At 58.8% G+C, this 22,999-nt stretch carries 20 protein-coding genes; 7 read left to right on the top strand and 13 right to left on the bottom strand.

The features are described 5' to 3' along the window. Positions 1-67: 67 nt before the first annotated feature. A complete protein-coding gene (locus ACRZ94_RS15305; RefSeq protein ID WP_480654841.1) occupies positions 68-484 on the top strand; it encodes a hypothetical protein in 417 nt (138 codons plus the stop codon). Between the two features lie 282 nt (positions 485-766). Here the strand turns inward: ACRZ94_RS15305 and ACRZ94_RS15300 are convergent, their stop codons facing one another. From ACRZ94_RS15300 to ACRZ94_RS15280, 5 genes are all read right to left on the bottom strand, one after another. Continuing rightward, positions 767-1,852 (bottom strand): ABC transporter ATP-binding protein, encoded by a 1,086-nt coding sequence (locus ACRZ94_RS15300; protein WP_480654839.1) that lies wholly within the window; start codon positions 1,850-1,852, stop codon positions 767-769. 3 nt (positions 1,853-1,855) lie between these two features. Continuing rightward, the gene (locus ACRZ94_RS15295) at positions 1,856-3,511 is read right to left on the bottom strand and encodes an alpha-amylase family glycosyl hydrolase (RefSeq protein ID WP_480654837.1); all 1,656 of its coding nucleotides are present in this window, start codon (positions 3,509-3,511) and stop codon (positions 1,856-1,858) included. A 9-nt stretch (positions 3,512-3,520) separates the two neighbouring features. Beyond that, the gene (locus ACRZ94_RS15290) at positions 3,521-4,669 is read right to left on the bottom strand and encodes a carbohydrate ABC transporter permease (protein WP_480654835.1); all 1,149 of its coding nucleotides are present in this window, start codon (positions 4,667-4,669) and stop codon (positions 3,521-3,523) included. Between the two features lie 3 nt (positions 4,670-4,672). Next, positions 4,673-5,680, bottom strand: a complete 1,008-nt coding sequence (locus ACRZ94_RS15285) for a carbohydrate ABC transporter permease (protein ID WP_480654834.1) — start codon at positions 5,678-5,680, stop codon at positions 4,673-4,675. Positions 5,681-5,746: 66 nt separating this feature from the next. Continuing rightward, on the bottom strand, positions 5,747-7,015 hold the full coding sequence (locus tag ACRZ94_RS15280; protein ID WP_480797734.1) for an ABC transporter substrate-binding protein: 1,269 nt from the start codon (positions 7,013-7,015) through the stop codon (positions 5,747-5,749). A 214-nt stretch (positions 7,016-7,229) separates the two neighbouring features. Here ACRZ94_RS15280 and ACRZ94_RS15275 point away from each other — a divergent pair, with 214 nt between their 5' ends. Then, positions 7,230-8,261: a LacI family DNA-binding transcriptional regulator gene (locus ACRZ94_RS15275; RefSeq protein WP_480797733.1), complete on the top strand. Its 1,032-nt coding sequence runs from the start codon at positions 7,230-7,232 to the stop codon at positions 8,259-8,261. A 2-nt stretch (positions 8,262-8,263) separates the two neighbouring features. Then, positions 8,264-9,586 (top strand): GH1 family beta-glucosidase, encoded by a 1,323-nt coding sequence (locus tag ACRZ94_RS15270; RefSeq protein WP_480797732.1) that lies wholly within the window; start codon positions 8,264-8,266, stop codon positions 9,584-9,586. Positions 9,587-9,680: 94 nt separating this feature from the next. Here ACRZ94_RS15270 and ACRZ94_RS15265 read toward each other — a convergent pair whose 3' ends face one another. After that, positions 9,681-10,379, bottom strand: coding sequence for a Crp/Fnr family transcriptional regulator (locus ACRZ94_RS15265; RefSeq protein WP_480654826.1), 699 nt, complete (start codon positions 10,377-10,379; stop codon positions 9,681-9,683). A 188-nt stretch (positions 10,380-10,567) separates the two neighbouring features. Here ACRZ94_RS15265 and hemA point away from each other — a divergent pair, with 188 nt between their 5' ends. Further along, entirely contained in the window at positions 10,568-11,791 is a 1,224-nt protein-coding gene (gene hemA, locus ACRZ94_RS15260; RefSeq protein ID WP_480654824.1) for a 5-aminolevulinate synthase, read from the top strand. Positions 11,792-11,851: 60 nt separating this feature from the next. On the opposite strand, the gene ACRZ94_RS15255 is transcribed toward hemA, so the two are convergent. From ACRZ94_RS15255 to ACRZ94_RS15225, 7 genes are all read right to left on the bottom strand, one after another. Then, positions 11,852-12,139: a cytochrome C oxidase subunit IV family protein gene (locus ACRZ94_RS15255; RefSeq protein WP_480797731.1), complete on the bottom strand. Its 288-nt coding sequence runs from the start codon at positions 12,137-12,139 to the stop codon at positions 11,852-11,854. 5 nt (positions 12,140-12,144) lie between these two features. Continuing rightward, positions 12,145-12,693 carry a cytochrome c oxidase subunit 3 gene (locus ACRZ94_RS15250; protein WP_480797730.1) on the bottom strand — a complete coding sequence of 183 codons (549 nt, stop codon included), beginning with the start codon at positions 12,691-12,693 and terminating at the stop codon, positions 12,145-12,147. After that, entirely contained in the window at positions 12,690-14,612 is a 1,923-nt protein-coding gene (locus tag ACRZ94_RS15245; protein ID WP_480654819.1) for a nitric oxide reductase activation protein NorD, read from the bottom strand. Before ACRZ94_RS15245 ends, ACRZ94_RS15250 begins: the two co-directional genes overlap by 4 nt. A 9-nt stretch (positions 14,613-14,621) precedes the next feature. Next, positions 14,622-15,437 (bottom strand): AAA family ATPase, encoded by an 816-nt coding sequence (locus ACRZ94_RS15240; protein ID WP_480654817.1) that lies wholly within the window; start codon positions 15,435-15,437, stop codon positions 14,622-14,624. Beyond that, a complete protein-coding gene (locus tag ACRZ94_RS15235; RefSeq protein ID WP_480654815.1) occupies positions 15,437-16,804 on the bottom strand; it encodes a cbb3-type cytochrome c oxidase subunit I in 1,368 nt (455 codons plus the stop codon). The genes ACRZ94_RS15240 and ACRZ94_RS15235 overlap by 1 nt, the downstream gene beginning before the upstream one ends. 16 nt (positions 16,805-16,820) lie before the next feature. Continuing rightward, entirely contained in the window at positions 16,821-17,270 is a 450-nt protein-coding gene (locus ACRZ94_RS15230) for a c-type cytochrome (RefSeq protein WP_480654813.1), read from the bottom strand. Between the two features lie 120 nt (positions 17,271-17,390). Next, positions 17,391-18,578: an NnrS family protein gene (locus ACRZ94_RS15225; protein WP_480797729.1), complete on the bottom strand. Its 1,188-nt coding sequence runs from the start codon at positions 18,576-18,578 to the stop codon at positions 17,391-17,393. A 231-nt stretch (positions 18,579-18,809) separates the two neighbouring features. Between ACRZ94_RS15225 and ACRZ94_RS15220 the strand changes: the two genes are divergently transcribed. The 3 genes from ACRZ94_RS15220 to ACRZ94_RS15210 all read left to right on the top strand — a co-directional run bounded on the left by ACRZ94_RS15220 (position 18,810) and on the right by ACRZ94_RS15210 (position 22,861). Then, positions 18,810-20,486: a cytochrome D1 domain-containing protein gene (locus ACRZ94_RS15220; RefSeq protein WP_480797728.1), complete on the top strand. Its 1,677-nt coding sequence runs from the start codon at positions 18,810-18,812 to the stop codon at positions 20,484-20,486. 124 nt (positions 20,487-20,610) lie between these two features. Beyond that, positions 20,611-22,395 carry a NapC/NirT family cytochrome c gene (locus ACRZ94_RS15215; protein WP_480797727.1) on the top strand — a complete coding sequence of 595 codons (1,785 nt, stop codon included), beginning with the start codon at positions 20,611-20,613 and terminating at the stop codon, positions 22,393-22,395. A gap of 58 nt (positions 22,396-22,453) precedes the next feature. Further along, a complete protein-coding gene (locus tag ACRZ94_RS15210) occupies positions 22,454-22,861 on the top strand; it encodes a cupredoxin domain-containing protein (protein ID WP_480654806.1) in 408 nt (135 codons plus the stop codon). Positions 22,862-22,999 lie beyond the last annotated feature (138 nt).

Raw genomic sequence — 22,999 nt, 5'->3', positions numbered from 1 at the left:
TGCCGTGCCGCCACCACCGCCAACAGATTGAGCCCAGATGCCTACAGAATTGTCGCCAGAGATATTGATGTCGGCATCGGTAGACCGCACCAATTGGGTTTCTCAAAGGATAGCGCCCGTCCTTTTGCTTGCGACATCAGCGATGATCGCCGCCATTAGCTTGGCGATGGCAGCGATCGCCACTACTCAATGGCAGGCCTTTCTTGGGTTCGCTGTCGCATCTCTTGCTCTGGCATTGATTTCACCCCTCAGCCTGACGCTCTTGGGTCAAGCCGTGGCTGCATCTCACCGCGTTTTTGCCGTGACCAGGGCAAGTGCCATTGCCTATTCCGCCTATTTGATCGGGCCAGTTGCGATCGGACTGGCATCTGACACACTCAGTCTGACGTTTGCATTCTTGCTGGTTTCAGCCACGCTATTGTTGATCCCGTTTGTTTTTGTCCCGATCGTCGCGATTAAACTAAGACATCGGTCAAAATATTGAGCCTGAAATTTGTACAGAGAACCCAAATAGGATTGGTGAAATACTACGTTCTTTGAAAAGTGTTTCGCGGACGCATGAAACAGAGAGATGGGTCACGTTTCGATTCCCTACTATACCAAGTCTGACCTAATCGTAGATCATCAGCGATGTCGTCCATAGGACGGAACACAATCGGCTTGATCCCGTGTCAAGCGTAGCTCAGAGCGCAGTCATGGAAAGCCCCGCCCCATCTGATCTGAAAAACCAGAGCCCAAGAATTTGCGGCGCGACCTTAAGCCTCGCTCAGCGTTTTCTCATCGACACGCCATTGTGGAACAGATGCACTTTACCGGGATCGGCATTCAATTTGATTGTTGCACCCCGCAGGTTTCGCTCAACGCCCGGGAATTTGGCGATTGTGTTTTCAGACCCTGGCCGGTCGGCAAAATATACCAGCGTCACTTCACCCAGGGCTTCGACATAGTCGACAGTGCCATCCAAAAACCCCGAGGTTTCGTCGGCGACAAAGTCTTCGGGACGCACGCCGATATTGACCTGCAAACCCAAATGTTCCGGCTTGGTCGGTATGGTTGAAATGGCCGTCCCACCTGCATCAAGTGTAACTTCGGTCCGCGCGCCGGTCTTGGATATTTCGCCGGGAAGCAGGTTCATTGAGGGCGAACCGATAAACTGGGCCACGAACTCGTTATCCGGCGTCTCATAAAGTTCCAGGGGCGTGCCAACCTGCGCGATGCCCTTGTTGGCCAGAACGACGATCCGGCTGGCCAATGTCATTGCCTCGACCTGATCATGCGTCACGTAGATCATCGTGCTGTCGGGCATTGCCTCTTTAAGGCGCGCAATTTCGATGCGGGTTGCGACGCGCAGCGCGGCATCGAGGTTCGAGAGAGGTTCGTCAAACAGATAGACCTTGGGATCGCGCACGATGGCGCGCCCGATGGCCACGCGCTGGCGCTGACCGCCGGACAGGGCCTTGGGCAGGCGATCCAAAAGCGGATCCAGTTGAAGAGTTTGCGCGGCCCGTTCGACTGCTGTGTCGATCTCGGCGGCGGGCATCTTGGCGATCTTGAGGGCAAAGGCCATGTTCTCGCGCACGGTCAAATGCGGATAGAGTGCATAGGACTGAAACACCATCGCGATCCCCCGCTGGGCGGGTGGCACATCGTTCATGACCTGACCTTCGATCTCTAACGTGCCGCCGGTGATCTTTTCCAGCCCGGCAATCATGCGCAGCAAGGTGGACTTCCCACAGCCCGACGGGCCGACAAACACGATCAGTTCACCCTTTTCGATGTCCAGATCGATATGTTTGAGCACATCGACCGGGCCATAGGATTTCGCCACATCCGTGAGTTTGAGTTCCGACATGGTTTACCCCTTGTCCATAGCCATCAGACAGAATTGCGCCGGCTGCAGCACAGCGCTGCCCGCGCCATCGACACCGCCAAGATCCTGCCCAATGACCCGCCAGTTGCCTTTGGGCAGACCGACCTGTTGCGCCTCTGTCCCGAGGTTGAAGGCGCAAAATACCGTCTCAGAAGCACCCTCGCGCTGGAATGTCAGAACGGGACCGATCTGGGCCATCTCCGATTGCGACCCCGAGGTCAGTGCAGGATGCGCGTGACGCAGCGCAATCGCGCGGCGATAGTGGTTCAACACCGATTGGTCATCCGCTGCCAACCGATCCACAGCCTTGTCCATTTGGGCCGTGCTGACAGGCAGCCAAGGTTCATGGGTGCTAAAGCCGGAATGCTCATCCTGCGTCGCCCAGACCATCGGTGTGCGGCACCCGTCGCGGCCCTTGAATTCTGGCCAGAACTCAATCCCGTAAGGGTCCTGAAGCTTTTCGAAGGGCACATCTGCCTCGTGCAGGCCCAGCTCTTCTCCCTGATACAGGCAGGCAGACCCCCGCAGGCACATCATCAGAACCGCATATTGGCGCACCGCTGCATGATCCAGCGCCCAACGCGAGGCGTGGCGTTGCACATCATGGTTCGAGAACGCCCAGCACGGCCAGGCATCGCCCGCCTTTTCTTCGAGCTGGTCAAAAACCTGCTTGGCGTAGGGGGCTGTCAAAACGCGTTTTTCAAGAAATTCAAAAGCATAACACATGTGCATCCGTGTATCGCCCGAGGTGTATTCGCCCATGATCTCAAGCCCGCGCTGCGCATCGCCAACCTCACCCAGACAGGCCCGGCCTTCATATTCATCCGTCAATGCCCTCAGGCGTTCGAGAAAGGCGATATTCTCGGGCTGGCTTTTGGAAAAAAGGTGGTCCTGGTGGTTATAGGGGTTCACCGCAGGCGCGATGGATGCGTTGCGCTCTTCGATCGGAAGGGCCGGGTTGTCCCGCAGTTGTGCGTCGTGGAAATAGAAATTGATGGTGTCCAGACGAAAACCATCCACCCCCATGTCCAGCCAATACCGGGCCACATCCAGAAGGGCGTCCTGCACTGCGGGGCTGTGAAAGTTCAGGTCCGGCTGCGAGGTCAGGAAATTGTGCAGGTAGTATTGCAGGCGCCGGGGCTCCCACTGCCATGCAGAACCGCCGAAGATAGACAGCCAGTTATTGGGCGGCGTGCCGTCCGGTTTCGGATCGGCCCAGACGAACCAGTCAGATTTCGAATTGTCCCTGTCAGAGCGGCTTTCAGCAAACCACGGGTGCTGGTCAGAGGTGTGAGACAGCACGAGGTCGATCATCACTTTCAGCCCCTTGGCGTGGGCCTGGTCCAGCAAAGTGCGGAAGTCTTCCAACGTCCCGAACATCGGATCGACATCGCGGTAGTCGCTGACATCATATCCAAAATCCTTCATCGGAGATTTGAAGAAGGGCGAAATCCAGATCGCATCAACCCCCAGATCAGCAATGTAACCCAGGCGTTGGGTGATCCCTTTGAGGTCACCGATCCCGTCGCCATTGCTGTCCTGAAAGCTGCGCGGATAAATCTGATAGATCACCCCACCGCGCCACCACTCGGATGTTGCCTGATTTGAGTTCGAAACTTCTACGGTGTTCTGCACGTTCATCAGACGCCTCTATTTTACAGACCCGGCCAGCAGGCCGCGGACCAGGTATTTTTGCATTGCGAAGAAAACGATCAGGGGAACGATGATCGACACAAAGGCCGCGGTCGCCAGGATTTCCCAATTGCCGCCCCGTGTTCCCAGCAGTTCCACAATCCGGTTGGTCATGACAGTGGTTTGGCCTGATGCGTCGATCAGGAAAACCTTGGCCACCAGAAGATCATTCCAGGTCCAGAGGAACTGAAGAATTGCAAATGACGCCAGCGCCGGGAAGCTGAGCGGCAGGATCAGCTTGGTAAAGATCTGGAACTCGGTCGCTCCGTCGACCCGCGCGTTTTCGATCAGATCGCGCGGCAGCCCGGCCATGTAGCTGCGCAGCAGGTAAATTGCCAAAGGCAACCCAAAGCCGGTATGCGCCAGCCAAACCCCCAGATACCCTTTTCCGATCCCGATATTGAGGTGGAGTTTCAGCAGGGGAATAAGGGCAAGTTGCAACGGCACAACCAACAGACCCACAATTGCGGCAATCAGCAACGCCCGGCCCGGAAACTCCATCCAGGCCAGCGCATAGGCTGCAAAGGCCGCCACGAGAATGGGAATGATCGTTGCCGGAATTGTCACGGTCAGAGTGTTGAAAAACGCCCGCCCCATACTGTCGGTGCTGTCCTCGGCCAGAAGAACCTTGTGGTAATTGTCCAGCGTGAACTCGGGCGGAAGTTCGGCGCTGACAAAGACACGGGGGCCACGGCTGCCGGTGAATTCCTCTGTGTTTTCTGCCCGGTAATTGCCATCGGCATCGACAGTGATCGTCCCGCCACGGCGTAGCTCTGCGGTCTGACCGGGCTCAAACGCGTCCACGGCCCGCGAACTGACACCCCATTTTGAGATCACGGCCTTTTGCTCTGCGTCGAACAGGTTGCCCTCGATTACGTAAAGCCCGTTTTCCAGAACCTGCGTATCCGGGGCTGACGTGCGCAGGGTCAAGTTTTGTTCGGACGGGAAAAGAGACTTCCACCAGCCACTGGTCGCGATCTGGTCCGCCGTGCGAAAGGATGAAATCAACAACCCGAATGTGGGTATCACCCACAGCACCACAAGGAAAATGACCGATGCCTGAACGATCCATCTGAGGGCGGGTTTGGTTCCTGCAATATCGCTCATGCTCTATTCCATTTCCCTGCGTGCGTTGCGGACGTTCCAGACCAGGATGGGCGTTACCAGCAACATGATCACCATCGCCGATGCCGACCCCACGCCCCAGTCATTGGCGCGAAACATCTTGTCGTACATGTAATTGGCCAGAACCTGCGTCTCCCACTGGCCATTGGTCATCGCAAAGACAATGTCGAAGACTTTCAGGACCAGGATAGTGATCGTTGTCCAGACAACCAGAATTGTGTTCCAGATTTGCGGCACCTTGATCTTAAAGAAGATCTGGAAGGGGCTTGCCCCATCCAAAATCGCGGCTTCGACGGTTTCTTCGGGGATACCGCGCAAGGCTGCGGACAGGATGACCATGGCGAAACCTGTCTGAATCCAGATCAGGATGGCCATCAGAAAGAAATTGTTCCAGAACGGGATGGTCAGCCAGGTCTGAGGCTCGACCCCGCCAAAAAACAGATAAAGCGCGTTCAGAATACCGATCTGGTCCTGCTCGGCCGGGCGCGCGTCATAGATCAGTTTCCAGATCACCGAGGCCCCGACAAAGGAAATCGCCATCGGCATAAAGATCAGCGCCTTGGCGATGTTGCCCCAGCGGATGCGGTCGGTCAGTTGAGCAGCCAGCAAACCGAAAGCCGTAGACATCGCCGGGACAACGATCAGCCAGAACGCGTTGTTGCGCATCGCTTCCCAGAATTTCGGCTCTGATACCATCTGGACATAGTTATCGAGGCCCACCCACGTGTACCCACCACCGGCCACGCGTTCGGTCACGGACAGGCGCAGCGTCTCAACAACGGGATAGGCCAGATACAGGCCAATCGCGACCAACGCCGGAAGCAGAAAAAGCCATGGGCGAATGAGATTGGCACGGTTGATATTGCGCCCTGCATTTGGTCCGCGTGCGGGGAACAGGACCTTGTCCAAAAGCTGGTTGGACAGAAAGAAATAGCCCACACAGCCCGACACGCCTATGGCGATGGTCAGCAGGCCCTGAATTGCCGGATGCATATCGCTCTCCGTTGAGAAAGAAGGAGGGGGCGGCCTTAACGCAGGGCCGCCCGATCATGCGGTTGCTTAGTCCAATGCGTCCCACGAGGACTGGATCTCGTCGGCGACATCCTGAGCGGACTTGCCGCCCGTATAATCGACCATTCCGGTCCAGAACGTACCGGCCCCGACACCGCCCGGCATCAGATCCGAGCCGTCAAACCGGAAAGTGGTCGCGCCCAGCAGAATATCGTTCATTTTCTTGAGTGTCGGGTCTGAGAACACCGAAGTATCCACACCTTTATGCGGGGTCAGAAAGCCGGTCAGGGCCATCCAGGTTTCATGCGCTTCGGGGGTCTGCAGATAGGCGATCAGATCATGCGCCGCCGGGCTGTCATTGGTGATCGCCCACAACGTACCGGCCCCCAGAACCGGGCTGCCGAGGTCTTTGCTTTCATAGGCTGGGAAGTAAAAGAAATCAACATCCTCACCCACAACAGTGCCTTCCGGAAAAAACGCCGGGATAAACGATGCCTGTCGGTGCATGTAGCACTGTGGAGGCGCGCTGAACATGCCTTTGGGGCTGTCGCGGAAATCGGTGGTCGCCACCGTGCCCGCACCGCCCGCAACATAGTCGTCATTGCGCGCAAACGCGCCGAATTCCTCGATCGCTGCGACCACTTTCGGGTCATTGAATTTCATTTCGTTGGACACCCAGGCATCGTAATCCTCGGGTGACTGCGTGCGCAGCATCATGTCTTCGACCCAATCGGTTGCGGGCCAACCGGTTGCGCCACCAGAACCCAGACCGATGCACCACGGCGTCTCTCCATCCGCAACGATCTGATCGGTCAGCGCCTTGAGTTCCTCCATTGTGGTCGGAACATCATAGCCAGCATCCTCGAAGTTCTCGGGGACGTACCAAACCAGCGATTTCACATCGACCTTGTAGAAAAATCCATACAGATGGTCCTGCCCGTCAGGGCCGGGATAGGTTCCCAAATCGACCCACGACTGCCCGGCCGCGTAATTGTCGCGAACCCAGTCCGCGGTGGCGTCACCCAACGGCGTCAGAAAACCCGATTGGGCCATATCTGCTGCCAAGCCGGGCTGAGGGAATACAGACACGTTCGGCGCCGACCCTGCCTCGGCATCAATTCTGATTTGCTGTTCGAAACTGTCCGAGCCGACATAAGCGTATTCATGCCCTGTGGCCGCAGCAAAGCCATCCAGCACGGCCTCAACGTTTTCTTGGTCTGGTCCCAGCCAGGGCCCAAAGACGGTGACTTTGTCAGCTTGTGCCGTTCCCGCCATCACAGCAAACGTCGCCGCACCGGTCAAAAGCGCGTGTTTCATGAAATCTCCTCCCAGTCATTTTTGCGCGTTGTGAGTCTTTTTCAAAGCGCTTTGGATTTGGCAATTTATCTGCTGTCCACAAGATTCTGTCAACAATTCGTTTATTGACTCCTGTAAAACTGAGAATTTTCCGCGAAAACCTCGAAACATGTTGACGAAAACGGAAATTCGAAACAAAAGAAATAGGCACTTTTTTGAAGGCGCTTTGAACATTATGAACCTGAAACAGCTCTCTGAGATTCTGGGTCTTTCTCAAACCACGGTCAGCCGGGCGCTGAACGGCTATCCCGAGGTCAATGAAAAGACCCGACTGCGCGTTCAGGCCGCCGCGACTAAGCATGGCTATCGACCAAACAGTCGGGCAAAGGGGCTGGCAACCGGCAAATCCATGGTCATCGGGCATGTCATTCCCAGCTCGTCCCAGCACGAGATGGTCAACCCAATCTTTGGCGATTTCGTTGCGGGTGCCGCGCGATCCTACGCCGAGAATGGTTATGACATGATGTTCAAAACCGCCGATGACACGTCGATCGAAGGGGCCTATCGCAGCCTGTTTCAGCGCGGGGCCGTGGATGGCGTTGTTTTGCAGGGCCCCAAAGTCAACGAGAAACGAATTGAGCTGCTGACCCGCATGGGTGTTCCGTTCATCGTGCACGGGCGGTCAACCGGGGTGGATGTGGAATATGACTGGATCGATGTGAACAATACGGGCTCGTTCCTGCGCGCGACGCAGTTCCTGATCGACCTTGGCCATCGCCGCATTGCCCTGATCAACGGGCTTGAAGACATGGATTTTGCACATCGCCGCCGCGCCGGATACCTGCAGGCGCTGGAACAGGCCGGTCTGCCCCCTGATCCGCACCTGATGCGCAGCGCCGAGATGACCGAGGTTTACGGCCATCACGAGACCCGCGATTTGCTGCAGCTGGACGACCCGCCAACGGCAATTCTGGCATCGTCGATGATTTCGGCGATTGGTGTGCGGCGGGCCCTGGATGAGGCGGGCTTGCAGATCGGTCGGGATGTTTCGGTGATCGCGCATGACGATGACCTGTCCTATCTGAAAAACGGGCAGGACGTCCCTATTTTCACGGCCACGCGGTCATCTGTCCGACACGCCGGAGAGCTGGCGGCCGAAATGCTGATTGCACGGATCAAATCGCCTGACGGCCCGGTCAAAACCACGCTGCTGGAATCCGAACTGGTGGTCGGACGATCAACAGGCCCTGCCCCGAAAAGGAGCTGACGATGAGACACACGCGCCGCGATTTTCCCGACGATTTCCTGTTCGGCGTTGCCACATCCGCCTATCAGATCGAAGGGCACGCGCAGGGCGGGGCCGGCTCGACGCATTGGGATACTTTTGCGGCCACGCCCGGCAATGTCGTGCGCGCAGAAAACGGGGATCTTGCCTGCGACCACCTGAACCGGTTCGAAGAGGACTTCGATCTTGTGCGCGACGCAGGGTTTGATTGCTATCGCTTCTCGACAAGCTGGGCGCGCGTGTTGCCCGAAGGGCGCGGGCCGGTCAATCAAGCCGGGCTGGATTATTATGACCGTCTGGCCGACGCGCTATTGGAACGCGGCATCCGCCCTTGCGCCACCCTGTATCATTGGGAGCTGCCCTCACCTCTGGCCGACCTGGGGGGATGGCGCAACCGCGATATCGCCGGTTGGTTCGCCGATTTCACCGAGGTTATCATGGGCCGCATCGGGGATCGAATGCACAGCGTTGCCCCCATCAACGAGCCATGGTGTGTCAGCTGGCTGAGCCATTTCGACGGGCACCACGCCCCCGGCCTGCGCGACATTCGGGCTACCGCGCGCGCAATGCACCACGTTCTGTTGGCCCATGGCCGGGCTATTGAGACGATGCGCGGATTGGGATTGTCCAATCTTGGGGGTGTATTCAATCTGGAATGGGCCGAACCCGCCGATAACAGTGACGAGGCGCAGCAAGCCGCCGCCCTGTATGACGGAATCTACAACCGGTTCTTTTTGGGCGGCGTGTTCAACAAAGCCTATCCGCAGAACGTCCTTGACGGGCTGGAATCCCATCTGCCAACCGGTTGGCAAGATGATTTCGACACGATTGGCGCGCCGGTCGACTGGTGCGGCCTGAACTACTACACCCGTAAATTAATCGCGCCTTCAGACTCTGTCTGGCCGGGTTTTGTCGAAGTTCCGGGCCCATTGCCAAAGACCCAAATGGGATGGGAAATCGACCCGGACGCTCTGACCCGTTTCCTGACCCGGGCGGCGCGTGAATACACAGGCAGCTTGCCCCTCTACGTCACCGAAAACGGCATGGCCAGCCCCGAGCGCCAACAGGACGAAGACCGCATCCTCTATCTTGATCAACACCTGTTCGCCGTTCAGGCCGCGCTTGATCAAGGGGTCCCGGTCAAGGGCTATTTTGTCTGGTCTTTGCTGGACAATTACGAATGGGCCTTGGGGTACGAAAAACGCTTTGGCCTGGTTGATGTGGATTTCGGCTCCATGAAGCGAACTCCGAAAGCGTCATATTTCGCCATGCAGAAAATGCTGACGGGTACTGTTGCGGAAGGTTAGCATGGATGGAAGGCACGGCGTTTCATCCTGAATCCGGTCGCCACCCTGCCCGCCTGCGCAACCATTTCAAGTCAACCGTGACACCTCTGTTTGGTTACAACATCCCGCCGTGAGGATCATCTTCAACATATCCGCGCAACGTGTCGATATCTTCGATCTCTGCATGATTTCGGTTGATTCTGACGCCGACTGTTTTGAGCCGGGAAAACGCCCGGCTCAGGCTCTCTGGTTTCATCCCCAGACGACCGGCAATGAGCATCTTGTCATAAGGAAGCGACACATCGCAGCTGCCCTCGGCGCAGTCGCACAGGTTCAAAAGGAATTCGGCCACCCGCTGCGCGCCCGTTTGTGCCTTGAGCTGCTCAAGCTGAGCCACCAGAGAATGCAGATGCGTGAACGTGGACGCCAGAATCGAAATTCCGATTTCGGGGTCTTCTTTCATCAGCGAGATCAGGATCGGGCTGGGGATATGCATCACTTCGCAGGCCGACACAGCTTCGGCTGAGACAGGGTATGGCACGTTCCGAAGCGCGACGGCCTCGCCAAAGCTGTCGCCGCGTTTGAAAACGCTCACGACCGCCTCAGAACCAGTCGGGCTCATGCGGAAAAGCTTAACCCATCCCGCCAGCACAACATGAACTGCCTGCGCAGTTTCCTCCTGTAGGAAAATCGTCTCTCCGCGATCATACTGCCGCCATATTGCGTGACTCAGCAGCGTCTCGACATGCTGATCCGGCAAACTGCGCAGCAGAAGCGACTGACGTGCGATCGCCTTTTGTGCTTCATGCGGCACAACAACGCCCTCCCTGACTTTTCTGTAGCGGGAAAACCATGACCCATCCGCGCTGTCTTTAAGCTATGTCAAAACTGCAGCGACCGCATCAGGTTTTTGATAACACTCCAACTTGACATTAGTCATGTTGTGGCGACCGGGCCTGACCTATCCTCGGTCCAAAGCCAGTATTCCGGGGAGCACATAAAATGGACTACGAGCGATTTTTTGTTCAGCGCCTTGATGACCTTCGAGACGAAGGGAACTATCGTGTTTTCATAGATTTGCAACGCCGGTGCGGGTCTTTCCCCAATGCCCGGCAAACGGATGGCACGGTGCAGCGCGACGTGCGGATCTGGTGTTCCAACGACTATCTTGGCATGGGTCAACACCCATCTGTCATCGGGGCGATGCATGACGCATTGGACCGCTGTGGCGCGGGTGCCGGAGGGACGCGAAACATATCAGGCACCACTCACGACCACGTGCTGCTTGAGGCCGAACTGGCTGATCTGCACGGAAAAGAAGCCGCGCTTCTTTTTACCTCCGGATATGTTTCGAATTGGGCGGCGCTTGGCACACTCGCCGCGAAAATTCCTGATCTGATTGTTTTCTCGGACGCGTTGAACCATGCCTCGATGATCGAAGGCATCCGCCATTCGCGGGCACAGAAGGTGATCTGGAAGCACAATGACCTGGCCGATCTTGAGGCGAAACTGGCCGCTGCAGACCCCGATGCACCAAAGATGGTGGCGTTTGAATCGGTTTATTCCATGGACGGTGACATCGCCCCGATCAAAGAGATCTGCGATCTGGCCGACAAATACGGTGCGATGACATATCTGGACGAGGTTCACGCCGTTGGCCTTTACGGCCCACGCGGCGGCGGTATCGCCGAGCGCGAAGGCCTGATGGACCGCCTGACCGTGATCGAGGGTACCTTGGGCAAGGCGTTTGGCGTGGTGGGCGGCTATATCGCGGCCTCAGCCGCGCTGTGCGATTTCGTGCGCAGCTTTGCCAGCGGGTTCATCTTTACCACCGCCCTGCCCCCGTCAATTGCGGCCGGCGCTGCGGCCTCGATCCGGCACCTGAAACAGTCGAATGTGGAACGCGACCTGCAAAAGGCCCGCGTCGCGCAGGTCCGGGCGCGGTTGGATGCGGAAGGCATCCCGCATTTGCCCAACCCCAGCCACATCATTCCGGTGATGGTGGGTGATCCGGTGAAGTGCAAGTTTATCTCGGACACGCTGCTGGAGGAATTCGGCATCTATATCCAGCCGATCAATTACCCCACTGTGCCAAAAGGGACCGAGCGCCTGCGGATCACACCGTCTCCGGTACATACGGATGACGATATCGACCATCTGGTCGGTGCCCTGTCGGCGTTGTGGCAACGCTGCCAGATCGCACGGATGCCGATGGCCGCCCAATAACCAAAAGCGCCCCCTCGCCTGGAAAGTCGCCGCCCTGAACGGGGCGGCGATTTTCTTTGGTCAGATCAGGTAGAGTGCGAATATGATCAGGACAAATCCTGTCAGTACCCCTGTGAATCCCCGCAGCCAGGCCGGGCTTTTAGCCAGGTCAAGATATGTGGCAAGGATGACACGCGACTTGATCAGGGCGAGGATCAGGATACCAGCGGCCAGCAGCGCCGGAGCCAGAGACGACAAGGTCAATAGCGCTGATACGACGCTGAGCGCCATAAGTGTGAGCCATGCGCGTATGAGGGCGTTCGGGAGCCTCCGGCGGCCGTATTTGGGACAAGAAGAAGGCGCGGGCATTGCTCTTATCCCAGCAAGTAGATCACGGGGAAGAGCATGATCCAGACCAGATCGACCATGTGCCAGAACTGTGCACCTGCCTCGATGTTGCGGGGATGGTCGCGCCACGCGACCAGCAGCAGGATCATCACACCAGCCAGCACATGCGCGGCGTGAAAGCCGGTCAGCAAGTAGTAGAACAGGAAAAACGGGTGGGTTTCAAAGGTGATGCCCTGGGTGGCTTTGTCTGCGTATTCCGCGCCTTTGACAATCAGGAACACAACGCCCAACGCAGCCGCCGCGATCAGCGCCAGACGGGCGGCGACGCGGCGGGCGGCTTGCCGCCAGTGCAGGGCCTGTGCGGCGAGGTAGCCGGACGTGATCAGGACGGCGGTGTTGAGCGCCGCGCCGGTGCGGAAGAGATGCGATTGCGCTTCGGCAAAGCCCGCAGGATCGGTCAGGCGGACGCCCATGAAGGCGATCAGGCCCGCGCCGAAGACCAGCAGTTCCGAGATGATCAGCACCCACATCAGCAACTCGCCCGGAAGCTCGTCGATGAGGGAGCTGTCGGTCATGCGCCGACCAGTTGGCGGTAGATCTGCGGCAGGGCCATGGTCAGGCGGTGCGGGTCGGGGATGACGGCGAACCCGCCTTGGCCAAACATGCGCGGGAACCAGCTTTTGCCGGTTTTGTCGATGGTGACGCCAAAGACCGATTGTCCGGCGCGGCGCGCCTCGCGGACGGCCATGCAGGTGTCTTCAATGCCGTGGCGGCCTTCGTAATGGTCCAGATCGTTGGGTTTGCCGTCAGTGATGACCAGCAGCAGGCGGCGTTTTCGGGATTGCTCTGCCAGATCGGCCGAGCAATGGCGGATGGCGGCGCCAAGGCGTGTGTAGTGGCCGGGGCGCAGCGAAGCGATGCGTTGTTCGACAGTTGACCCCATCGGCTCATCGAACCGTTTGCAGCGCTGCACATAGACGCGCTGGCGTTTCAGCGAGCTGAAGGCGTGGATGGCAAAATCGTCTCCGCAGGCGTTCAGGCCCCAGGCGAGCGCGGCCAAAGCCTCGCGTTCGATGTCGATCACGGCGCGGCCTGTGACAGCGCTCTCGGTTGAGCGGCTGACGTCCAGCAGGATCGAGACCGCCAGATCGCGGGCCTCGGGGCGGGATTGCATCCAGATGCGTTCATTGCCTTCGCCGCTGGCGTGGCGGTCGGTTTCGGCGCGCACGGCGGCTTCGATATCCAGCTGATCGCCGTCCAGATGGCCTCGGGTCATCACGCGGCCCGGGCGCAGCGCCTCGAACTGACGTTTCACGGCGCGGATGCGGCGGGCGGTGGCGGGGTCTTTGCCAAACTCGGCGGCGTCTTCGCGGATGTCGGCATCGGACAGCAGGACGTTCACATGGTCCGGCAGGTACTGACCGGTGCGCACGTCCCATTCGGGATAGAGAATGCGTCCAGACAGACGCTCGCGGTTCACATCCTCGGGTGCGAGGTCGAGATGCAGTTTCAGCTTGGTGGGCGGGGCTTTGGATATCTGGCCCAACCCGATCTCTTCCTGATCGTCGGCGGCTTTCTTGGCGTTGTCGGGATCGTCGTCGTCGATGCGGCGGTTGATGTTCAGAAACTCGGCCCAGCTGAGAATGGCTTCGAACTTATGCAGGATGAAACTGTCGCTGCGGTTGGCCTGATCGGATTTGCGGCGGCGGGCGCGGTGGGTTTTCTCGCCCGACTCTTCGGGTTCACCTTCGGTGTAGGGGTTTTCGACTTCGTTATGTTCGGAAAAGCCGACGGCGCGCAGCTCGGGCCACAGGGGCACCGGGCGCATCGGTTGATAGCCGCGCGGGGCGGTCAGGTCGCCGTCCAGCGTCAGAAGCTGTTCAGCTTTCTCAGACAGCGGCGCGGGGTCGTCCAGCATATGACGGATAAGTTCTTCCACCGCAGCCTCAACCGGTGGCAAACCGGGAATGCCGCGTTGGTGCAGCACGCCCTTGCACAACTCGGTATAAAGCGGGCGCAAGCCGGGGGCGTCGTCGAGCGTCACCACAACCATGTCCTGCGCCGCCATCAACGCGCGCAGATCGGTGCGCAGCGGGTCGTCTTCGTCAATGCGGGTTCCCGCATGGGCGGCAGCAGCGGCCAGCCAGACATAAAGCGCACCATTGGCCTCGCGCGCCGGAAAGACTGCCAACCGATCCGGCAGACGCAGAACTTCGCCATCGAAGGACGCGCGCGGCATCAACTCGGCCTCGGTCGCCAGTTTGCGGCGCCAGCTTAGGCGGTGGCGTGAAACCTCGGGTGAGACCGGGCGCAATTCAACGCCCGGGCTACCCCCAAGTCCTCGGAAGAGGACGGCCAGCCGCCCCGCGACCTCAGAGAGGTCGACAGCGGCTCCATCATGCACCTTGGGTGCATCGAGGCGGCTGGCAAGGGTATGCCACAGTTTCCCGATCGTTTCTTCGGGTTCCCATGGCTCAAAATCGATCCTGACCATCGGCCGGCCTCACCCAAAGACAGCCGTGACAAGATCGAGGAGCCCGCGTTTGATGTCCTCATCATCCGTCAGAGGTTCAACCATAGCGGCAAGGATGGCGCGGTCGGTCGACATGCCCTGTGCGATCAGCGTCGCGGCATAGACAACCAAACGGGTGGAAACGCCTTCCTCAAGGTCCTGACCCTTGAGCCCGCGCAGCTTGTTCGCCAGCCGGATCAACGGCTTGCAACGCTCCAGCGGCAGACCGCTTTCCTGCGCGACCACCTGCGCCTCCAACTCAGGCGAGGGGAAGTCGAATTCCAGCGAGATAAAGCGCTGCCGGGTCGAGGGTTTCAGGGTTTTCAGGATATTCTGGTAACCGGGGTTGTATGAGGCGACCAGCATGAAGCCGGGCGCGGCCTCAAGCTCCTCACCCGTACGGTCGATTGGCAGGATGCGCCGGTCGTCGGTCAGCGGGTGCAGCACAACGGTGACGTCCTTGCGCGCCTCGACCACCTCATCAAGGTAGCAGATCGCACCTTCGCGCACCGCGCGGGTCAGGGGGCCGTCGACCCAGACGGTTTCGCCGCCTTTCAACAGGTAGCGGCCAATCAGGTCGGCAGCGGCCAAGTCATCGTGACAGGCCACGGTATAAAGCGGGCGGCCAAGCTTGGCGGCCATATGCGCCACAAAGCGGGTTTTGCCGCAACCTGTCGGGCCTTTCAGCAGGACCGGCAGGTCGTTGGTGTAGGCGGCGCAGAAGACGTCGCATTCATCGCCCTGGGCGAGGTAGAAGGGGGCGTTTGCCGCCCCCTCATTCAGTTTCATGGAGCCGTCCATGTTCATCACTCCGCAGGGGTTTCGGCTGCGCCGGGTTCAATGACCTCTTTCCGGGGCACCCAGACCGAGTAGATGAACAGCAGCGCGCCAAGGACCACGACAATGCCAGAGCCGAGACGCATCCAGTAGAAGACTGCAATCTGGTCCTGCACGTCCATGAAGTAGTCGCCAACCACACGTTGCATGTGCGTTTGCACGGTGCCACCGAAGGTCAGGACGAAGGTCATGAAGACCATGCCGCTGGTCATCAGCCAGAACGAGCCCATGTTCAGAACCTGATTATAAGGATCGCGGTTCTTAAGGATCGGCATTGCATAGCTGAAGATCGCCAGATTGAGACAGACATAGGCACCGTAGAAGGCCAGGTGGCCGTGGGCTGCGGTAATCTGCGTGCCGTGGGTATAGTAGTTCACCCCGTGCAGCGTATGCAGGAAGCCCCAGACACCGGCACCGAAGAAGGCCAGAGTGGCACAACCCAGCGACCACAGCAGCGCGGCCTTGTTGGGGTGGTCCCGGCGGCCCTTCCAGACCATGACGAAGGCAAAGGCCATCATCGCGAAGAACGGGATCACTTCGAGGCTTGAGAAGATCGACCCGATCCACTGCCAGTAGCCCGGTGTACCGATCCAGTAATAGTGGTGCCCGGTCCCAAGGATGCCCGAGAACAGCGCGGCGGCGACAATGACATAGAGCCATTTTTCGACGATCTCACGGTCGACACCCGTCAGCTTCAGCATCAGGTAGGCGAGGATCGAGGCCATGATCAGCTCCCAAACGCCCTCAACCCAGAGGTGGACAACATACCACCAGTATTGCTTGTCCAGGGACAGGTTGCCGGGGTTGTAGAAGGCAAACAGGAACAGCAGCGCCAGACCCCACAGACCCAACAGAAGGATGTTGGTGATGGCGGTCTTCTTGCCCTTCAGAACGGTCATCGACACGTTGTAAAGGAAGATCAGCGCGGCCACGACGATGCCCGCCTTGACCCATTTGGGTTGCTCAAGGAACTCGCGCCCTTCTTTGCCCAGCAGCCAGTTGCCTTCGAACAGGTTGAAGACATAGGTCACAACCACGCCCAAGGTGCCGACAACAAGGATGATCAGCTGAAGATAGGCCAGTTTGGGTGAGTGGATCTCACGCTCGGCCTCTTCCGGGATCAGGAAGTAGGCCGCCCCGAAGAAGCCCAGGATCAGCCAGACGATCAGAGAGTTGGTGTGCAGCATCCGCACGATGTTGAACGGCAAAAGCCCGCTCAGGAAGTTCGGGAAGACATAGATCAGACCGGCCAGCAGGCCGCCCAACACCTGTATCGCGAACAGGCCCATGGCTACGGCAAAGTAGGCGTAGGCGATTTTTTGGGATTCGTATTTCATTGTCCTTGTCCCTTTCTCAGCCTGCCTCGTTCGGCGGCCAGTCCTGAGCGTCGATATTGTCCGTCCAGATCAAAAAGTTGGTCAGATCGCGGATCTCTTCGTCGCTGAGGTCGAAATTGGGCATCTGCCGACGACCGGGAATGCCGGTCGGCTGTGCTTCCATCCAGCCCTTGAGGGCTTCAAAGGCTGATTCCGGGTCGTCCAGAACGCCCCAACGGGTCATCACATTCGCGACTTCGGGGGCATAGTAGGCCCCCTCGCCCAGAATGGTGTGACAGTTGATACAGGCGTGTTTTTCCCAGACGTGTTTGCCCCTCACCACACTTTCATCAAGCTTTGCCGAGTTCTCGGAATTGACGATATACAGGTGCGAATGGGCTGACAGAGCCAGAAAGATGAGGATGAAGAACAGTGACCCGCCATAAAATATGTTGCGAGCCATGCTCTTTGTCATGACTTCTCGCATCGCGCTCTCCTTTGCGCAGATTAGCTAGTGTGACGACAATGGCGGTTGGGTCGCACGGGTGCCTTAACGAAAGTCAAGACTGTGGGCGGGAATGGATAAATCCACAAAATATATGAATATTCAGGCCGCACGCGGACCGGTCAGGGCCGACCACATGGCGATCAGATAGAGCGTGAAGGCCCCGATCCACAGCCCGTCCACCACCAGCATCGCAGTCAGATAGCCGGTGTTCAGATCGGACCCTACCCACCTGAGAATCGCCGCCAGCGCCATCAACCCATAGGCCACCGCCATCGGTGTCGGCGCGATCAGCGCCCGCCCGCTGTGACCCAGCGCGGCGCGGCTCATGACGGCCAGGGTCATGCCACCGACGCAGCCGATTCCCAGCACATGCAGCGCCGCGACTTCGCTTCCGACGCCCAGCAGGGACAGACCCCATAAGATGAGGCCGAGCGCAAGCATTCCAAGCCCGATATGCAGCGCAATCAGGATCGGCTGCCGCAGCGCCCAGACCGATCGCCAGCGCGCCATGCGCAGGACCTGCACGACGCCTAGCCCCAGCGCAAAGGCCCCCGTGACCGGGCCAAGTCCGAACGTCAGTGCGCTCAGCGGCAGCAGCAGCGCGACGATCATCCCTGCCTTGTCGAGGGCGGCGACCGAAACTGGCCATGCCGCCTCGGGCGCGCCGTCGCGCTTCATCGCGTTGCGGGTAAAGGCCGGGGTAATCCGCCCGCCCAGAATTGCGATCATTGAACACAGGGTCAGCAACCCGGCCCGCAGACCAAGGTTCAGAGTATCCCGGGTGATGCCGATCCATTCCAGATGGGTCAGAAGATTGGCGACCCAGATCAGGCTGAGGAGCAGCAGGAACACCATGTTCTGCGGCTTGGGCCGCCGGATCAGCTGAGTCGCGATTTTCGCTGCCAGAATCGGCACAAAGGCCAAATCAAGCACCGCCACCAGAACCGGCGGCAACAGGCCGGAAAACCACATCGCCAACCGCCCCAGCAACCACAGACCTGCGGCCAGCGCGATGAACTGTGCCCGTGCCTCTTTCGCGCCGGTCCAGTTCGGCACGGCGGTCAGGAAGAACCCGCCCAACGCGGCGGTGGCATAGCCAAAGATCATCTCATGCGCGTGCCACATCGGGGGGGTCATGGCGTAGGTCGGATCGGTGTAAGGCACCGCCCCGGTCTGCGTCATCAGCCACAGGCCCCAGACGCCGCCGACAAACAGGCCATAAAGCCCGGCAGATAGGAAAAATACCCTAAATCCCTCGCCCAAAACCCGCACGATTATTGCCGACATAGCTGCTCTCCTCGGCTCTACTGGCTTTGACCTACAGCCTAGCGGGGATTGCCCCGTACCGACTTAACCAAGGTCAAGCGGTTCTAAACATGTCTCAAAAACCCTTGTTTTATCGGGTGGTTTTTTCGCTTTGCGGTGCAGTTTGCGTCACTGCCGTTGACTTTCGTCAAGGATGACATCCGCGTGATGTCCCACCCTAGGACCTGCCTCACCAGCAAATGGAGAGTGATCATGTCACTTGGAATTAGCTACAACAGAACTGGCCGCGCCTTTGGGGTCGGTTTGGCGATGTTGCTGGGCAGCGTTGCTGCGCCAGTCTTTGCCGACGAGCCGACACTGAGCAAGGAAGCCTTTGAATCATCGAAACAACTTTACTTTGAGCGTTGCGCCGGTTGTCACGGCGTGCTGCGCAAAGGGGCAACGGGCAAAAGCCTTGAGCCGGTTGTAGAAACAAAAAACGATGATGGCACCGTCACCGTATCCGGCACCCTGAAATTGGGTCAGGACCGGCTTGAAAAGATCATCGCATGGGGGACCGAAGGCGGGATGAACAACTTCTCGGACGTTATGACCGAGGACGAAATCCGCGATATGGCGACCTACATCCAGATGGAGCCGCCTAAGCCGCCGGAAATGTCGCTTGAACAGATGATGGCGACTCGCAAGGTCTATGTCGAACCCGAAGATTACCCGTCCGAGCCGCTGCATGGCCGCAACTGGGAAAACTTCTTTGTGGTCATCGAGCGTGACGTGGGCAAAGTGGCCGTGATCGACGGCGACACCAAGGAAGTGCTGGCACATATCCCGACCGGGTATGCCGTGCACGTTCTCAAGGCGTCCGAGCACCACAAACTGGAAGAACCGGAAAACCCGGGCCGCTTCTGGTACACCATGGGCCGCGACGGCAAGATGACCAAGATCGACCTGTGGCAAAACCCGGAAAACATGCTCGTAGCCGAGGTGACCATTGGTTATGACGCCCGCGACGTGGCCGTATCCGGCGACGGTAAATACGTCATCGGTGGGGCCTATTGGCCACCGCATTTCGCCATCGTTGATGCCGAAACCATGGAGCCGAAAAAGGTTGTTTCGACCCGCGGTGTGAACGTGGACGGGGACTATGTGGAAGAGGCCCGCGTGGCCGCTATCTACACCACCCCGAACGAGCCCACATGGATCGTTGCCGTCAAGGAACTCGGCCAGCTCTGGCAGGTGGATTACACCGACCTGGACAATCTGCGTATCGACAAGATCGACAGCGCCAAGTTCCTGCATGACGGGTTCTTTGATCCAACTGGTCGCTTCTTCCAGATCGCCGCAAACGCGTCGAACAAAATGGTTGTCGTAGACACCAAAACGCACAAGCTGGAAGCCATGATCGACACCGCGCCGTTGCCGCACCCCGGCCCGGGCGCCAACTGGGATGACCCGAATTGCGGTCCTGTTGCCGGTACGACCCACTTGGGTGAAGGTACAGTCACCGTTTGGGGCAACGACCCTGAAGGTCACCCTGATCAGGCTTGGAAAACCTGCTACGAGGTCGAAACCGACGGCCCCGGCCTGTTCATCCGGACACACCCGGAATCGGACTATATCTGGGCCGACCAGACCAAGCACCCCGAGCCTGAGATTCAGCAATCGGTACAGGTCATCGACAAGGCAACCGGTGAGATCGTGAAAACGATCCAGATCACCGAAGAGGAAGGCAACGTCGCCGTCCACTTCGAGTTCAACCAGGACGGCTCCGAGGTCTGGGTTTCCAAGTGGAACCGCTCGACCTCGAAAGAGGCCAACGGTGAGATCGTGATCTTCGACGCCAAGACGCTGGAAGAGATCGGCCGCGTGAAGGGTCTGTTCGCGCCGACCGGCAAGTTCAACGTCTACAACCGGTCGAACCACGTCACCTGACGGGTTTGAAACCAACACCGGAAAGGGCGGGCCCCTCGCCCGCCCTTTCCACGTTTGAGACATCAGCCAAATCCACAGGCCTGACACCCAGGGCCAGAAAAGACAGCCATAACGGAGCCCGGATATGACCTCCGAACCGGAAAAGAAAAAACCAATCTGGCGCCGGTATTTCCTGTGGGGAATGCCCGTGGCCGGCATCGCCGCGGCCTTTGCCGGCGGCATCATCTTCTGGGGCGGGTTCAACACCGCCATGGAAGCGACCAACACCAAGGAATTCTGCGTCTCGTGCCACGAGATGCGCGATTTCGTCTATGAGGAATACACCGGCACGATCCATGACGTGAACCGGTCCGGCGTGGGCGCGGTCTGTTCCGACTGTCACGTGCCCAAAGACTGGACGCATAAAATGATCCGCAAGATCAAGGCGTCCAAAGAACTGTATGGCAAGATGGTCGGCACCATCAACACGCGCGAAAAATTCGAAGCCAAGCGCGTGCATCTGGCGATGAACGAATGGGAACGGATGAAATCCAGCGACTCGCGTGAGTGTCGTAACTGCCACGATTTCGAATCGATGATGCCCGAGTTCCAGAAACCCCGCGCGCGTCAGCAGCACCTGAACGCGATGACCGTGGGCCAGACCTGTATCGACTGCCACAAGGGGATTGCCCACTCGGACGCCCGCGACCGGGCGGATGAGGACTATCTGGAAGAGCTTGAGGCACCAAACCCCGCATTTATTCGCGAAATCCCCGAAGAATACATGGCCAGCCTGGCGCGGATCGAGGCCAAGGAAGCCGCCGAAGCCGAGGCTGAAAAAGCGGCTCGTGTCGCTCAGCAAGAGGCCGTGCAAGCGCAAATTGCGGCGGCTGTTGATGCGGCTGTGGCCGAAGAACGGGCCAAAGCGTCTGGCGAAGAAGCTGCAGCTCCGTCAGGTGGCGGCGGCGATGTCGGTACGAATATCGACTGGAATTCGGTCGCCAGCGCAGACATGAAGCTGTTTTACCCCGGTCAGGCCTCGTTCGAATGGGTGCAGAATGGCCGGTCCCATGGCGGCGCGCGTCCGCTGACCAAGGGCGGGGACAAATGCACCACCTGTCACGCTGCTGAGTTGGACGCGATTGGCAACAAGATCGTGGCAGGCGGTGAGCTTGAGCCCACCCCGATCCCCGGCAAACGCGGTGTGATCGACGCGACCGTGCAAGCGGCCCATGATGACGAAAACCTCTATATCCGTTTGCAATGGCCAGATGCGGGCCACAATCCCGCGCCGTTTGTCGATGGCGGCAAGATGGACCCGGACAACCAGATCAAGGTGGCGATGATGATCACCGGCACGGGTATCGAAATGGGCGATCAGGTGGGATGCTGGGCCTCGTGCCACGCCGACAACACATACATGCCCTTTGATCCGGGTGCAGATGCGATTGCGGCCAATGGCGACTTCTCCAGTCGCATGACCGCGCAGGATACGGTGACCAAATACCTCAGCGAAAGCCGCACCGAGGTCGACACCAAAGGCCGTCGTGGCAAGCCTCTGGGCGGTTGGGACAAGCTGCACGCTGCCGAACAGATTGAACAGTATCTGGCCGATGGCACCTATCTGGACCTGATGCGCGTCTATGCCGATGGCAGCGCCACCAACGGCTACCTGCTGGAACAGCGCGTGGTTAATGACGGTGAGATCGCTGCCTCGGCCAGCCTCGACGGCGGTCTGTGGACGGTGGTCTTTACCCGCCCGCTGAATTCGGACGCGCCGGGGGATGTGCCGCTTGAGGCCGGCAAAACCTATACCGTCGGCTTTGCCATCCACGATGACTTTGCCGCCGCGCGGTTCCATCACGTGACGCTGGATACCAGCCTGGCGCTGGACGACGACAGCGCCTTTATCAACGTGGTCAAACACTAATGGGTGGGGGCCGGGTTATCCGGCCCCCACTCCACATTCCGGAAAGGAGACTTGGATCATGAACCCTCGGTACCTTCTTCCTGCGATGCTGCTTTTGTCGTCCGCCGCACTGGCGGAAGAAGACAAGATCGCCGCCACCTGCGCCGAAGCCGAAGAGCGCTATGTCGAACTGTTCGACCAACCCTCATCCGCGGTCGAGGATGCCGAGGTGGTTTTGATGTACAAATACACTTTTTGCCCGGTCGAACTGACCGTTAAACCGGGCACAACAGTGCGCTGGGTGAACGTGGACAAACGCACCAGCCACTCGGTCCTGTTGAAAGATGGCAGCGAACCCGAAAGCGACCGGCTTTTCCCCGAGGAATCGGTTGAACTGACATTCCTCACACCCGGGCCGCAGGAGTATTTGTGCGGGCCGCATTGGGAGACACAGAACATGATCGGAATGATCACCGTCGAACCCTGAGCCGAGGCAGAAATACAGGCATGAGAGTGAGGAGCGCGGGCGCAAAACCCGCGCTCCTTAACTTTAGTCAAGGCGGTTTGTTTCAGGTTGCGCCAGTCTTGACCCATGACACGCCCGGCATACCCAGCAACGTCACCC

The sequence above is a fragment of the Ruegeria sp. CH10 genome, from assembly GCF_056537125.1.
This window is presented reverse-complemented; position numbering and strand designations above follow the sequence as displayed.